The sequence below is a fragment of the Microbulbifer guangxiensis genome (genome assembly GCF_021729075.1).
In the GTDB taxonomy this organism is placed as follows: Bacteria; Pseudomonadota; Gammaproteobacteria; order Pseudomonadales; family Cellvibrionaceae; genus Microbulbifer; species Microbulbifer guangxiensis.
Genome location: NZ_JAJSAQ010000001.1, coordinates 85,555 through 98,157 on the forward strand (window position 1 = coordinate 85,555; position 12,603 = coordinate 98,157).

Consider the following 12,603-nt stretch of genomic DNA (forward strand, 5'->3'; position numbering starts at 1 on the left):
GCGAGGAAAACTACGTAAAATTTCCGTGTTTACGCGTGACCTGGAGCGCGTCGCCGGTACTTGGTGCGCGGTGGCGGAACGGTCCAGACCAATTTCAATTGTAGTTGTATTTTATGCTCCAGTTAGACAGTGTCGGCCTGCGTTACGGTACCCAGGTATTGGCGGAAGGGGTCTCTGCCCGGGTCGAGAAAGGGGACCGTATCTGCCTCGTCGGCCGCAATGGTGAGGGAAAATCGAGCCTGTTGCGCCTGATTGCCGGTGAAATCGATGCCGATGAGGGCGAAGTGATTCGGGCTGCTGGGTCCCGCCTTGCCACCCTCGAGCAGGAGCTGCCATCCGAGTGCCGGGACTCGGTCTATCAGTACGTGGCGGCGGGTCTCGGGACCATCGGCCGCGACCTGGCCGCCTATCGCGAACAGCCCGAAGAGCGGTTGCAGGAACGGATCGAAGCCGCGCACGGCTGGGATCTGCTGCCGCGCATCGACAGTATCATCGATCGCCTTGGCCTCGACGAGGCGGCAATCGTGGCCGATCTCTCCGGGGGCTGGCAGCGTCGTGCAGCGCTGGCCAGGGCGCTGGTCACCGAGCCCGACCTGTTAATCCTGGACGAGCCTACCAACCACCTGGATATCACCGCGGTGGAGTGGCTGGAAAACTTTCTCGCCGGCTTCAGCGGCGCGCTGTTATTTGTCACCCACGACCGGGCCCTGGCCCAGCGACTCGCTACCTGCGTGTGGGACCTGGATCGGGGCCACCTGCGGGTATTCAACTGTTCTTTCGAGCGCTATCAGGAGGAGAAGGACAAGCTGCTCGAGGAGGAGGCCCGACACGAGGCGCTGTTCGACAAGAAACTGGCCCAGGAAGAGGCCTGGATCCGCCAGGGGATCAAGGCCCGACGCACCCGCAACGAGGGCCGGGTCAGGGCATTGCAGGCCCTGCGGCGGCAGCGGGATGCGCGTCGCAACCGTCAGGGAACGGCGCGAATGGCGCTGGACGCCGGCGAGATTTCCGGGAAGCTGGTGGCCGAGCTCAAGCACGTCACTTTTGCATATGCGCCGGCGGCTGAGGGGGGCGCAACCGGTGGTGAGCCTGAGTATCTGATCCGAGATCTCTCCTACACGCTGATGCGCGGCGACAAGGTGGGCCTCATCGGCCCCAATGGCGTGGGCAAGAGTACCCTGATCCGGCTGTTGCTGGGTGACCTGCAGCCCCAGTCGGGCAGCATCCGTCTTGGCACCAAGCAGCAGATCGCCTATTTCGACCAGCGCCGGGACCAGCTTGATCCCGATCTCTCGGTCGTGGACAACATTGCCGAGGGGCGCGACAGCGTGACCGTCGGCGGCAGGAGCCGCCATATCATGTCGTACCTGTCGGATTTTCTCTTCAGTGGGGTCAAGGCCCGTACGCCTGTCGGCGCGCTGAGTGGCGGTGAGCGTAACCGTGCGCTGCTGGCCAAACTCTTCAGCCAGCCGGCCAACATCCTGGTGCTGGATGAACCCACCAATGACCTGGATGTGGAGACGCTGGAGCTTCTGGAGCAGCTGCTGCTGGATTACTCGGGAACCGTGCTACTGGTCAGCCACGACCGGGCTTTCCTCGATAATGTGGTCGACTCGTGTCTCGCTTTTGAGGGCAACGGTGTCGTGCGGGAGTACGTCGGTGGATATTCCGACTTCCTCCGTCAGGGTGGGCACTTTGCCGTCAAGGAGCCGGCAACCGGGACATCCGGGGCTCGGGCGGAAACCGAGGCGGAGCCCTCTAAACCTGCTGGAGAGCAGGGAGGGGGCAGCGACAAACCGGTCAAGAAGAAAAAACTCAGCTACAAGCTGCAACGGGAGCTGGATAGCCTGCCCGGCGTGATCGAGGCGCTGGAGAAGGAAATTGAAACCCTCGAGGCGGAAGTGAGTGAGCCCACGTTTTACGAGCAGGATCCGGCACAGGTAGAGGAACGCCTCAAGCTGCTGGCAGATCGCCAGGCGGAGCTGGACACGGCATTCGAGCGCTGGGCGGAACTGGACAGCGAGGCCTGAGTCGGCGAGATCTGCCTGAAGTAGCCCGTTCCGGTGGAAACCGGATCCAGCAGTGCACCGCGATGCTGCCGCACACTGCTCCCGGGGCGTCTGATACCGGGTTCAGTCGGAATGCACACGCACGGCCAGCACATCACAGCCGGCACCGTGCAGGACCCCGTTCGCGGTGGAGCCCAGTAGCAGGGCGAGACCGTGGCGCCCGTGGCTGCCCATGATGATCAGGTCCGAACCGAGCTCATCGGCCAGCCGGTGAATCTCTGTGGCGGGCTGCCCCAACACCACGCGCTGGCGGTCTTCGGCAACGCCGAGCTTTTCGCCCGCCTTGCGCAACTGTTCTTTGGCCTGGGTCTGAAGTTGCTCCTGTACCTCGGAAAGATCCATTGGGATGTCGCCACCATAGGCAAAGGTGAGAGGTTCGATTACGTGCGTCAGGCAGAGTTCGGCGCCAAATGCCTTTGCCATTTCCCCCGCTTTGTCCAGCACTTGGGAGGATTCTTCCGACAGGTCGAGGGCGACCAGAATACGTTTGTAATCCGCCATGAGCGCGCTTCTCCTTTCTATTATGGTGTCAACGGTGGCTTGAGAGCCCACAGAGAGTCTACTGTAAAAAAAATCGATTGACAGGACCGGCGCACGGCAAAGCACAATGGGCGCCAGATTATTCGGGCAGGGATACCTTTTTATGTCAGGATGGCTCCCCCTTCTAATTATCATCTTCGCTGTTGCCCTCGTGGTCGGTCCGGTCATGTGGATGAAACCAAGCGACCGGGATCGCAGGCTTGCCGGGTTGCGGCAGCGTGCGATCGCCTCGGGGATGACGGTCAAGATGCGTCCGTTACCTCCGGCACTGGGTGAGGGTACCGCCGCGGTGTATTTCAATCGCTGGGATGACCCCCGTCGGCTGGTTGTAGGCTGGAACCTGGAATTGCAGCGCATGTCCCATGAGCTGCACTTCGCCGGTCGCTGGGACTGGTCGGGCAGGGCCGCGCCCGAGGCAGCGTGGCACCTCATTCGGGAATTGCTGGACCGTCTGCCGGAAGACGCCTGCGGTATTCAAAGTACCCGTGGCGGCCTCGGTATACAGTGGCAGGAGCGCAGTGGTGACAAGGGCTTTGAGACCGTCGAGCAGAGCCTGCAGCAAATGCGCCCCGAGATAGAAGAGGCCATCCGACAGCCTGCCGGTCGCAACGGTGACAGCGACGCGGACGAAGAAGAAAAAGGTGAACGGCAGTAGTCGTTTTTGTCCTGACTGGCCCGCCTGAACCCGGGGTTCTGGTCTTCTATTCGACTGCGCCGGAGGGATGTGACAGCTCCCCAGGATCGGCCCGGGGATCAGGAGATTTTCCCCCTGTCGCTTGACCCCGATGGGGTCGGAGCTTATATATTCGCGCATCGCAGCATCCATGATGGCCGTCTGGCCGGCGCTGCTGGAAGTAAAATTTATCAAAGAATTCAAGGGCTTATGGGTAAATCACTGGTCATTGTCGAATCACCGGCCAAAGCGAAAACGATCAACAAATACCTCGGCAAAGACTTCGTGGTGAAGTCCAGCGTGGGGCATATTCGCGACTTGCCCACTGCCGGCAGCAACAAGAATCCGGTCGATCCCAAGGAGCGCGCCCGCCGCGCTGCCGAGACCCGCAAGCTCTCCCCGGAAGAGAAGGAAAAATACAAGAGGAAGAAAAACCGCGAGCAGCTGATCAAGCGCATGGGCATAGACCCGGACCACGACTGGGCCGCTCACTATGAAATTCTTCCCGGCAAAGAGAAAGTGGTCAGTGAGCTGCGCAAGCTCGCGGAGAGCGCCGACCAGATCTACCTGGCGACGGACTTGGACCGTGAGGGGGAAGCAATTGCCTGGCACCTGCGCGAGGCGATCGGCGGCGATGACAATCGCTACCGGCGAGTGGTGTTCAACGAGATCACCAAATCCGCGATTCAGGAGGCCTTCAAGGATCCCGGGCGCCTGAACATCAATCGGGTCAATGCCCAGCAGGCGCGTCGTTTTCTCGACCGGATCGTCGGTTACATGGTGTCGCCACTGCTGTGGGAAAAAGTTGCCCGGGGCCTTTCTGCCGGTCGGGTGCAGTCCGTGGCGGTGCGCCTGGTTGTGGAGAGGGAGCGGGAGATCCGGGCCTTTATTCCCGAGGAATACTGGACCATTTCAGCCGACACCGAGACGGCCAAATCGGAACCGCTCCATCTCGAGGTCAAGCGCCAGGCTGGCGAAGCTTTTCGTCCCACCAACGAGGAACAGGCCAGCGCCGCCGCCAAAGCCCTGCAGTCCAGTGACTTCACTGTCTCACAGCGGGATGACAAGCCGACCAGCTCCAGGCCAACAGCACCTTTTATCACTTCGACACTCCAGCAGGCCGCGAGCAACCGGCTGGGTTTCAGTGTGAAAAAGACCATGATGCTGGCGCAGCGCCTGTACGAGGCCGGTCACATCACCTATATGCGTACCGACTCCACCAACCTGAGCAAAGAGGCGGTGGATTCTGCCCGTGATTTCATTCTCGAAAAATTCGGCAAGAAATACCTGCCGGAGAGTCCCAACAGCTACAGCAGCAAAGAGGGTGCACAGGAAGCCCACGAGGCGATCCGTCCATCAGATGTCCGCATGCAACCCAATATGCTGAGCGGGGTAGAGCGGGACGCAGAGCGGCTTTACAACCTGATCTGGCAGCAGTTCGTTGCCTGTCAGATGACACCGGCAGAGTTCACCTCCACTTCCGTGGTGGTTTCGGCGGGAGACTTTGAGCTGCGCGCACGGGGCCGGGTGATCCGGTTTGATGGTTTCCTGAAAGTGGCACCGCAGGTCAGCAAGAAGGACGAAGACCTGGTGTTGCCGGATGTAAAGGTGGGTGAAAAGCTGGCCCTGAAGAAACTCGATCCCAAGCAGCATTTCACCAAACCGCCAGCGCGATTCAGTGAAGCGGCACTGGTGAAGGAACTGGAAAAACGTGGCATTGGTCGTCCGTCCACCTACGCCTCGATCATTTCCACCATCCAGGATCGCGGTTATGTCCGCCTGGAAAATCGACGCTTCTATGCGGAGAAAATGGGGGACATTGTCACCGACCGGTTGAGCGAGAGTTTCAAGAACCTGATGGATTACGGGTTTACCGCCAACCTGGAGGAATCGCTGGACGCGGTTGCAGAGGGCGACAGGGGCTGGAAAGACCTGCTCAACGAGTTTTATGGCGACTTCTCCTCTCGGCTGGAAAAGGCCCAGTCCGTAGAAGGGGGGATGCGCCGCAACACGCCGACGGATACGGATATTGAGTGCGCCAAGTGCGGCCGTCATATGCAGATCCGCACCGGCTCTACCGGTGTATTCCTCGGCTGTTCCGGCTATGGGCTGCCGCCAAAGGAGCGCTGCACCAATACCATGAATCTGGTGCCGGGCGAGGAAGCGGTGGATGCAGACAAGGATGAGGACGCCGAAACCCGCCAGTTGCGGGACAAGCGGCGCTGTCCGAAGTGCGGTACCGCCATGGACAGCTACCTCGTGGATGAGCAGCGCAAACTCCATATCTGCGGTAACAACCCGGACTGCCCCGGCTACGAGGTGGAGAAGGGTACCTTCAAGATCAAGGGCTACGATGGCCCGGTGATCGAGTGTGACAAGTGCGGCAGTGACATGCAGCTCAAGTCCGGCCGCTTCGGCAAGTATTTCGGCTGCACCAACGAGGAGTGCAAGAACACCCGTAAGCTGCTCAAGAATGGCCAGCCCGCGCCGCCGAAAATGGACCCAGTGCCCATGCCGGAGCTGCCGTGCCAGAAGGTGGATGACCACTACATCCTGCGGGATGGTGCGTCGGGACTGTTCCTCGCGGCGAGCCAGTTCCCGAAAAACCGGGAGACCCGGGCACCGCTGGTGAAAGAACTGCTGCCCCACAAGGCAGAGATCGACCCGAAGTACAGTTTCCTGTTCTCTGCACCGACCGAGGATGATGACGGCAGGGACACGGTCGTGCGCTTCAGCCGCAAAACCCAGGAGCAGTACGTGCAGTCCGAGGAGGACGGCAAGGCCACCGGTTGGAGGGCATTCTACCGGGACGGTAAATGGCAGGCGGAGAGCTCGAGCAAGGCCAAGCCCGCAGCAAAGCGCAAGTCAGCAGCAAAGAAGAAGCCGGCGGCCAAAAAGGCCGCAACCAAGAAGGCACCGGGCAAGAAAGCGCCGAGCAAGAAGAAATGAGCAATCCCTACACGGGTGTGGTGGCGGCGGCACTGCGAAAATCCGCCCTGCTTGCGGATATCCAGGCTGAAGGCAGCCTCCTTTCGCAGGCCGTCGATGAAGCCCGCTTGCTGCAGCTCAGGCGGGCCTATCAGGCATTTCTTGCCGAACTCGCGTTTCAGTTACAGCTGGGGAGTGAACCGGATTCTCCTGCGGCACTGGCCAGGCTGGCCCAGGCGCAGAACAAAGGTAGTGGTGAGGCAGGGGAGCTGCTCGCATTGCTGGAGGATCCGGACAGCTGGCTGTCACGGTTAGAGTCCTGTTGGCGCGGCCTGTGGCAGTTCTCTTCTGAGCCCGGTGACGGCCGCGGAGCGGCAAAGCCGGTGCTGATTCCAGCGCGGGACCTCAGTCGGGGTTCCAGTGAAGCGCCTTCCGGCGAACTCCTCAATCAGTGGCAGGCTGCACTCAGCGAGATCATCCAGCGACAGCGTGCTCACAGTGCCGAATGGTGACCTGTCACCAGGGGCGGTAACTCCGCAGGCCTCCACGCCATGAACCCCCCTGCGGGGCTGTGTTACACTGCGCAAAACTGATGTGAACGGAGATGCGCATGTCCTCAGAGACCTTTGAAATCATCGAACTGGCCAATGGCGATGTAGCCCTTCGCCGGGCCGGTGAGCGCGACGATCCGCTGGTGCGCATCCATTTTTCCGAGGAGAGCGCGCAGTTCCTGCGGGAGCACAAGATCGCCATTGCCAAGGCGATGCTGGAGGCCGGCATCGAGGCTGTTCAAAATTTGGGCGATTCCGAGCCGGAAGTCTTTGAAGAAGAACTGGAGCCGGTCAACCACACCATTCACTGAGTTCCTCCAACGGCGCTTGCCGCCCCCCCCCTGAGTTCACGTGCGCCAAGGCGGCAAAGGCACTGACCGGCGTCCGCCAGCATTTCAGACCCGATCCATTTTCTCTCTCTGCCAGGCGTTGCTCCGGAATGCGATCCGGGGTGGCGTGTTGATGCAGTTGCGGGGGTGCTGTGGGAGTTCACAGCTTAGTGGGGGATGCTCTCCGCCTGGCCGAAGCTCTTCACCGGGCTGAAGCTCTCCGCCGGGCTGAAGCTCTCCGCCGGGCTGAAGCTCTTCACCGGGTTGAAGCTCTCCGCCGGGCTGAAGCTCTTCACCGGGTTGAAGCTCTCCATCGGACCGGGTGGCAGCGATGGAGAGCGGGCTGATGTGCTCAGGGGGTCTGGCGGATCACGCCTACTGCGAGGCCTTCAATCGCGAAATGCTTGTCACGCATATCCACCTGGATAATCTCAAATTCGTCATTCTCAGGCAGGAGTTGCACCAGCGCCTGGTTACCACGGCGCCGGAACCGCTTGACGGTCACCTCGTCCTCAATGCGGGCGACGACAATCTGGCCGTTACGGACCTGGTCCGTGCGTTGCACTGCGAGCAGGTCCCCATCCAGAATTCCCGCATCCTTCATGCTCATGCCGTGGACGCGCAGCAGGTAATCTGCCGGTGGGTGGAAGAAATCTGCCGGTAGCTCACAGTAATCCTCGATGTTCTCCTCAGCCAGAATCGGGTTACCGGCGGCAACCCTCCCGATGATGGGCAGGCCCGGCTGGTAGTCGGGGATGCGAATCCCTCGCGATGCCCCCGCTACCATCTCAATGGCGCCCTTGCGCGCCAGCGCCTTGAGGTGCTCTTCTGCAGCATTCGGTGAACGAAATCCCAGTTCATGCGCGATTTCCGCGCGGGTAGGGGGGTAGCCGGTTTCGTCCAGGTAGGATTTGATCAGGTCGAGTACCTGAGCCTGGCGCGCAGTGAGATTGGTCATGAGAGTCACCTGCCTGATAGTGATCTGTATTTTTATACAGTTGCTGTGATTATATACAGAATAACCAGGAGCGCAAACCCGTCGGTCACAACGCAAGCAGCTGCTAAAGTGGGCTCAGGAAGGATAATGATCGGAGCCGGCACAATCTGGCAGTTTCCGCTCAGTTGTTGAGCGCTGCCGGTTCCCTCACGGAAGGAAACAGAAAATGCTCGATGCCAAGATGCCCGAGGCCTGGAGGGTGCTCCGTATCCAATCCGAGCTGGTGGACGGGATTGAACGTCTCATCGCGCTCAGCGGGGCCGTTACCGTGTTCGGTAGCGCCCGCTTCAGCGAGGACACGGCCGAGTACCAGCAGGCCGTCCGCCTGGGTGAGCTTCTGGCCGGGGAAGGCATTTCGGTAATTACCGGTGGCGGGCCGGGACTGATGGAGGGCTGTAACCGAGGCGCTCATCCCCAGCCCGGGGCTTCCATCGGACTGAATATCCAGCTGCCGTTCGAGCAGGCACCAAACCCGTACCAGGACATCAGCCTGAACTTTCGCTACTTCTTTGTGCGCAAGTTCATGTTCGTCAAGCATGCGGTCGGGTTTGTCGGGCTGCCCGGGGGCTACGGAACGCTCGACGAGCTGTTCGAAGCGCTGACGCTCGTGCAAACCCGCAAAGTGCAGAAATTCCCTATCGTGCTGGTGGGCAATCAGTTCTGGGGCGGCCTGAAAGACTGGCTGTTGGAAACAGTATTGGACCGGGGCTGTGTGGACGCATCTGACCTGGAATTGTTCCGGGTTGTGGATACGGTGGATGAGGCGGCGGAAATCATCATCGACTTTATCCGCTCGAAGGAGTGACGGCCCGGCGACCTATGGAGCACGTTGATGGTTTTCCCGAGCACCGCGGCAAAGTCTGAAAGACCCCGCGAGCCTCAGAAGGGGTTCTCATCGGTGCCTGCGAAGCTTTCACCCTCGAGATTGTCCAGGGGGCTGAGCAATTCGGGAACGGAGCCTGCGGAATCCGGGTCCTGTTCGCGGGCCGTGAGGCCATAGGCGGCGTGGGCGTCCTCGGGGGCCGCGGCGGGGGCCAGAGAGCGGGCCATCCAGTATTCCCGGTCCATTTCCCCAACTGTGCCGTCCAGATACTGTACTTCCACGGTCTGGTGCAGTTCATCGAGGGCTACCACCTCAAAAACCTCGCCACTTTCCAGGTCCTCGAACCAGTTGCCAATGTCCGGCTTCATTTGTGTCATGACTTCCTGCCCCGCTTGTGTTTACCAAAATCTAATGTGTGCGTCCTGGAGTCAGTAGCTGCGCTAGTTGTGGGTTAATGTGCTAACCTGCGCTCATTGCCAAACAAGTGTTTTAATTGGTGGTTTGAATTCCTATGACCCAGACTGACACCGTCAGCCGGATACTGGATGCTGCGGAGGTGCTGTTCGCCGAGCGCGGATTTACAGAGACCTCGCTGCGGACCATCACCAGTACTGCCGGCGTCAACCTCGCAGCGGTAAACTACCATTTCGGCTCGAAAAAAGAGTTGATTCAGGCCGTTTTCGAGCGGTTTCTGACGCCGTTTACCGACAGCCTGGTGAAGGAGCTGGATCGCCGTGAGGCAATGGAAGAGCCCTTGAGCGCGGAGGCGTTGCTGAACAGCCTTTATCGCGGTGCGATGGCCAGCCTCGAGTGCCAGGGGCGGGATCCGCAACGTTTTATGCGCTTGTTGGGACTGGCCTATACCCAGTACCAGGGGCACCTGCGTCGATTCATTGTTTCCCGCTATGGTGACAGTTACCGTCGCTTTGCCGGGCTGTTATCGAAGGCGCTGCCGGGGCTCGATCCTGTGACTTTTTACTGGCGTCTTTACTTTATGCTCGGGGCCACTATTTTCACGCTGTCGAGCTTTGATGCCATCGAAGCTATCCTCCGGGAGGACTTCGGTGCCGAGAGCAGCCTGCAGGAGACCCTGGAGCGGCTGGTGCCCGCTGCGGCCGCCATGTTGCACGCCGACGCGTGAAGCATCGATATCAATCGATTTAGACAATTTGCCCGCCCATGTCTGACGGGGCTGGCATGGAATGTGAGACGAACAGATGGAACAGTCGCCAAATGGCACCGGGCCCGGTCCGGTGATGATCGATATCGAAGGCACTGAGCTGACCGACCGGGATCGGCAGATCCTGCAACACCCGATGGTGGGAGGGTTGATTTTCTTCAGCCGCAACTTCCGCGACCGCGACCAACTGCAGGCCTTGGCGGCAGAGATCCGGGCAGTGCGCCCCGACATCCTGCTGGCTGTGGACCAGGAGGGGGGCAGGGTGCAGCGATTCCGGGAGCTGGGTTTCACCCGTATCCCGTCCATGCAGAAGCTCGTCCAGGTCGCTGACGAGGACCAGCTGCGGGACGTGGGCTGGCTACTGGCCGCGGAACTGCTGACAGCGGGCCTCGATTTCAGCTTTGCCCCGGTTCTGGATGCGGACGATGCCCACTGCCGCATCGTCGGTGACCGCAGTTTCAATCCCGATCCCGCTCTCGTTGCCAGCAAGGTCCGCCCCTTTATGGCGGGCATGCATGAGGCGGGGATGGCCACCACCGGTAAGCACTTTCCGGGGCACGGGCATGTGCTTGAGGACAGCCACGAAGAGCTGCCTGAGGACGAGAGAAGCCTCGACGCGGTGCTGGCCAGTGACGCACTGCCTTTTTCCGAATGTATCCGCTGTGGTGAACTGGATGCGGTGATGCCGGCACATATCCGCTTCGTGCAAGTGGATCAGCAGCCGGTGGGATTCTCCCGCTTCTGGCTTCAGGAGGTACTGCGCGGCCAGCTGGGTTTCAATGGAGTGATTTTCAGCGATGACCTCTCCATGGAGGGGGCCGGCGCTGCCGGAGGTTATGCAGCCCGGATCCGGGCCGCATTGTCTGCTGGCTGCGATATGGGCATTGTGTGCAACAACCGCGCGGGGGCAGAGGAGATCCTGGAGGCTCTGCACGGCTATTCCCCGGATGCTGCCTCAGCAGCGCGCCTCGCGCGAATGCGCGGCAGGCCGGCCATTGATTCATGGCAGGCTTTACAGCAGAGTGAGCGCTGGCAGCGGACCCGGAAATGGCTGGATTCCCTGCTGGCCGCTAACTGACGTTCAGCACCGGGATCAACTCCATGCTCCCTGTCAGCTCGGGATCGTATTCCGGTGCCGCCAACTTGTGTCGAAAACTACAACGAAGTCATTGGAGCAGTAGTCAGTGGAAGCATTCAAGGAACTGATCGTCCCCTGGATTGGCGATAACCGATTCTGGATCGTAGTCATCTTCACGATCATCCTCGCCACTGCTTTCGGTGCCTGGTTCCTGAGACGATTCGTACAGAAACTGGGGGAGCGCGCCGAGAAAACATCGAATCCCTGGGACGATGCACTGGTCGGCGCTCTTACGCCGCCGGGTCCGGTACTGATCTGGCTCATTGGCCTGACTGTCGCTGCCGGTCGTGCCGGCGCCGCCACGGGGGCCGAGATCTTCGATCTGGCGACACCGATCCGGGATGTGGGTGTGATCCTGGTAGTGACCTGGTTTGCGTGGCGCTTTTCCCACAATGTCGAGCGCAACCTCCGTGACCCACGCTACATCGCCAAGCCTATGGACGCCACCACGGTGCGCGCCCTCGGCAAGCTGGTGCGTGCCTCGATCCTGATCACTGCGGCCATGGTGATCATGCAGTACTTCCAATACAGCATCAGCGGCATCCTCGCTTTTGGCGGTATCGGCGGCCTGGCGGTGGGCTTTGCGGCAAAGGACCTCCTGGCCAATTTCTTCGGTGGCCTGATGGTCTACCTCGACCGTCCGTTTGCGGTGGGAGACTGGGTGCGCTCTCCGGACAAGGAGATCGAGGGCACAGTCGAGGATATCGGCTGGCGCCTGACCCGCATCCGTACTTTTGACAAGCGGCCGCTCTACATTCCCAACAGTGTGTTTACCCAGATCTCGGTGGAAAACCCGTCAAGGATGCACAACCGCAGGATTTTCGAAACTGTCGGCATCCGCTACGCAGACGCGCCGCATATGGCCGCGATCGTGGCGGACGTAAAGGCGATGCTGCAGAACCACCCCGAGATTGATACCAATCAGACGCTGATCGTGAACTTCAACAGCTTTGCGCCATCGTCGCTCGACTTTTTCATCTACACCTTCACCAAGACGGTCGAGTGGGTCCGTTACCACGAAATCAAACAGGAAATTCTGTTGAAGGTGTTGGAAATCGTCGAGGCCAATGGAGCATCCTGTGCCTTTCCGACCTCTACGGTGCATATTGCTGAGATGCCTTATGCAGAAAAGCCTGTTCCGGAACCCGCTTGAATATAAAGACAGGGAGTTCACAAAAGTCTGTCTGGGTACTTTGTGACAGAATTAACAGGTCTCGAAGTTTTGCCTATTTATGTTGATGAAAAATTGCTCGGAAACCGCGCAATTTAGTATTTATTTCACATAGAAACCTAGACACTGGCGCCAATTTATCTAAGAATCATTGTTGTACACCTGAATGACTAGGTGGACAGTGCAAGAGAGAGCAGCCTTTTG

The 12,603-nt window shown here is 59.9% G+C and carries 13 protein-coding genes; 9 read left to right on the forward strand and 4 right to left on the reverse strand.

All coding sequences use genetic code 11. The features are described 5' to 3' along the window. The first annotated feature begins 113 nt into the window (after window positions 1-113). Window positions 114-2,030 (forward strand): ribosomal protection-like ABC-F family protein, encoded by a 1,917-nt coding sequence (abc-f, locus tag LVD12_RS00370; RefSeq protein ID WP_237064760.1) that lies wholly within the window; start codon window positions 114-116, stop codon window positions 2,028-2,030. 102 nt (window positions 2,031-2,132) lie between these two features. Here abc-f and LVD12_RS00375 read toward each other — a convergent pair whose 3' ends face one another. Next, a complete protein-coding gene (locus LVD12_RS00375) occupies window positions 2,133-2,570 on the reverse strand; it encodes a universal stress protein (protein WP_237064762.1) in 438 nt (145 codons plus the stop codon). A gap of 211 nt (window positions 2,571-2,781) precedes the next feature. Between LVD12_RS00375 and LVD12_RS00380 the strand changes: the two genes are divergently transcribed. The 4 genes from LVD12_RS00380 to LVD12_RS00395 all read left to right on the forward strand — a co-directional run bounded on the left by LVD12_RS00380 (window position 2,782) and on the right by LVD12_RS00395 (window position 7,072). After that, window positions 2,782-3,264, forward strand: coding sequence for a hypothetical protein (locus LVD12_RS00380; RefSeq protein WP_237064764.1), 483 nt, complete (start codon window positions 2,782-2,784; stop codon window positions 3,262-3,264). Between the two features lie 228 nt (window positions 3,265-3,492). Then, a complete protein-coding gene (topA, locus tag LVD12_RS00385; protein WP_237064766.1) occupies window positions 3,493-6,231 on the forward strand; it encodes a type I DNA topoisomerase in 2,739 nt (912 codons plus the stop codon). Next, window positions 6,228-6,722, forward strand: a complete 495-nt coding sequence (locus tag LVD12_RS00390; RefSeq protein ID WP_237064768.1) for a DUF6586 family protein — start codon at window positions 6,228-6,230, stop codon at window positions 6,720-6,722. Before topA ends, LVD12_RS00390 begins: the two co-directional genes overlap by 4 nt. Before the next feature lie 98 nt (window positions 6,723-6,820). Further along, on the forward strand, window positions 6,821-7,072 hold the full coding sequence (locus LVD12_RS00395; RefSeq protein WP_237064770.1) for a hypothetical protein: 252 nt from the start codon (window positions 6,821-6,823) through the stop codon (window positions 7,070-7,072). 185 nt (window positions 7,073-7,257) lie between these two features. Here the strand turns inward: LVD12_RS00395 and LVD12_RS16035 are convergent, their stop codons facing one another. Then, entirely contained in the window at window positions 7,258-7,386 is a 129-nt protein-coding gene (locus LVD12_RS16035) for a hypothetical protein (protein ID WP_255771289.1), read from the reverse strand. A 56-nt stretch (window positions 7,387-7,442) separates the two neighbouring features. Beyond that, window positions 7,443-8,048 (reverse strand): transcriptional repressor LexA, encoded by a 606-nt coding sequence (lexA, locus tag LVD12_RS00400; protein WP_237064772.1) that lies wholly within the window; start codon window positions 8,046-8,048, stop codon window positions 7,443-7,445. Window positions 8,049-8,253: 205 nt separating this feature from the next. Here lexA and LVD12_RS00405 point away from each other — a divergent pair, with 205 nt between their 5' ends. After that, window positions 8,254-8,892 (forward strand): LOG family protein, encoded by a 639-nt coding sequence (locus LVD12_RS00405; RefSeq protein ID WP_237064773.1) that lies wholly within the window; start codon window positions 8,254-8,256, stop codon window positions 8,890-8,892. 74 nt (window positions 8,893-8,966) lie between these two features. Here the strand turns inward: LVD12_RS00405 and LVD12_RS00410 are convergent, their stop codons facing one another. Next, a complete protein-coding gene (locus LVD12_RS00410; protein ID WP_237064774.1) occupies window positions 8,967-9,278 on the reverse strand; it encodes a DUF6763 family protein in 312 nt (103 codons plus the stop codon). A 143-nt stretch (window positions 9,279-9,421) separates the two neighbouring features. On the opposite strand from LVD12_RS00410, the gene LVD12_RS00415 reads away from it, so the two are divergent. The 3 genes from LVD12_RS00415 to LVD12_RS00425 all read left to right on the forward strand — a co-directional run bounded on the left by LVD12_RS00415 (window position 9,422) and on the right by LVD12_RS00425 (window position 12,381). Further along, window positions 9,422-10,051, forward strand: coding sequence for a TetR/AcrR family transcriptional regulator (locus LVD12_RS00415; RefSeq protein ID WP_237064775.1), 630 nt, complete (start codon window positions 9,422-9,424; stop codon window positions 10,049-10,051). A gap of 76 nt (window positions 10,052-10,127) precedes the next feature. Beyond that, entirely contained in the window at window positions 10,128-11,168 is a 1,041-nt protein-coding gene (gene nagZ, locus LVD12_RS00420) for a beta-N-acetylhexosaminidase (protein WP_237064776.1), read from the forward strand. Window positions 11,169-11,274: 106 nt separating this feature from the next. Continuing rightward, window positions 11,275-12,381, forward strand: a complete 1,107-nt coding sequence (locus LVD12_RS00425; protein WP_237064777.1) for a mechanosensitive ion channel family protein — start codon at window positions 11,275-11,277, stop codon at window positions 12,379-12,381. The last annotated feature ends 222 nt before the right edge of the window (window positions 12,382-12,603 follow it).

What these genes read in the sequence shown, in the direction of transcription:
- topA (WP_237064766.1), top strand. Translation starts at nt 3,493, where the DNA reads ATGGGTAAATCACTGGTCATTGTCGAATCACCGGCCAAAGCGAAAACG.
- LVD12_RS00415 (WP_237064775.1), top strand. Translation starts at nt 9,422, where the DNA reads ATGACCCAGACTGACACCGTCAGCCGGATACTGGATGCTGCGGAGGTG.
- LVD12_RS00395 (WP_237064770.1), top strand. Translation starts at nt 6,821, where the DNA reads ATGTCCTCAGAGACCTTTGAAATCATCGAACTGGCCAATGGCGATGTA.
- nagZ (WP_237064776.1), top strand. Translation starts at nt 10,128, where the DNA reads ATGGAACAGTCGCCAAATGGCACCGGGCCCGGTCCGGTGATGATCGAT.
- LVD12_RS00410 (WP_237064774.1), bottom strand. Translation starts at nt 9,278, where the DNA reads ATGAAGCCGGACATTGGCAACTGGTTCGAGGACCTGGAAAGTGGCGAG.
- lexA (WP_237064772.1), bottom strand. Translation starts at nt 8,048, where the DNA reads ATGACCAATCTCACTGCGCGCCAGGCTCAGGTACTCGACCTGATCAAA.
- LVD12_RS00390 (WP_237064768.1), top strand. Translation starts at nt 6,228, where the DNA reads ATGAGCAATCCCTACACGGGTGTGGTGGCGGCGGCACTGCGAAAATCC.
- LVD12_RS00375 (WP_237064762.1), bottom strand. Translation starts at nt 2,570, where the DNA reads ATGGCGGATTACAAACGTATTCTGGTCGCCCTCGACCTGTCGGAAGAA.
- LVD12_RS00380 (WP_237064764.1), top strand. Translation starts at nt 2,782, where the DNA reads ATGAAACCAAGCGACCGGGATCGCAGGCTTGCCGGGTTGCGGCAGCGT.
- LVD12_RS00405 (WP_237064773.1), top strand. Translation starts at nt 8,254, where the DNA reads ATGCTCGATGCCAAGATGCCCGAGGCCTGGAGGGTGCTCCGTATCCAA.
- abc-f (WP_237064760.1), top strand. Translation starts at nt 114, where the DNA reads ATGCTCCAGTTAGACAGTGTCGGCCTGCGTTACGGTACCCAGGTATTG.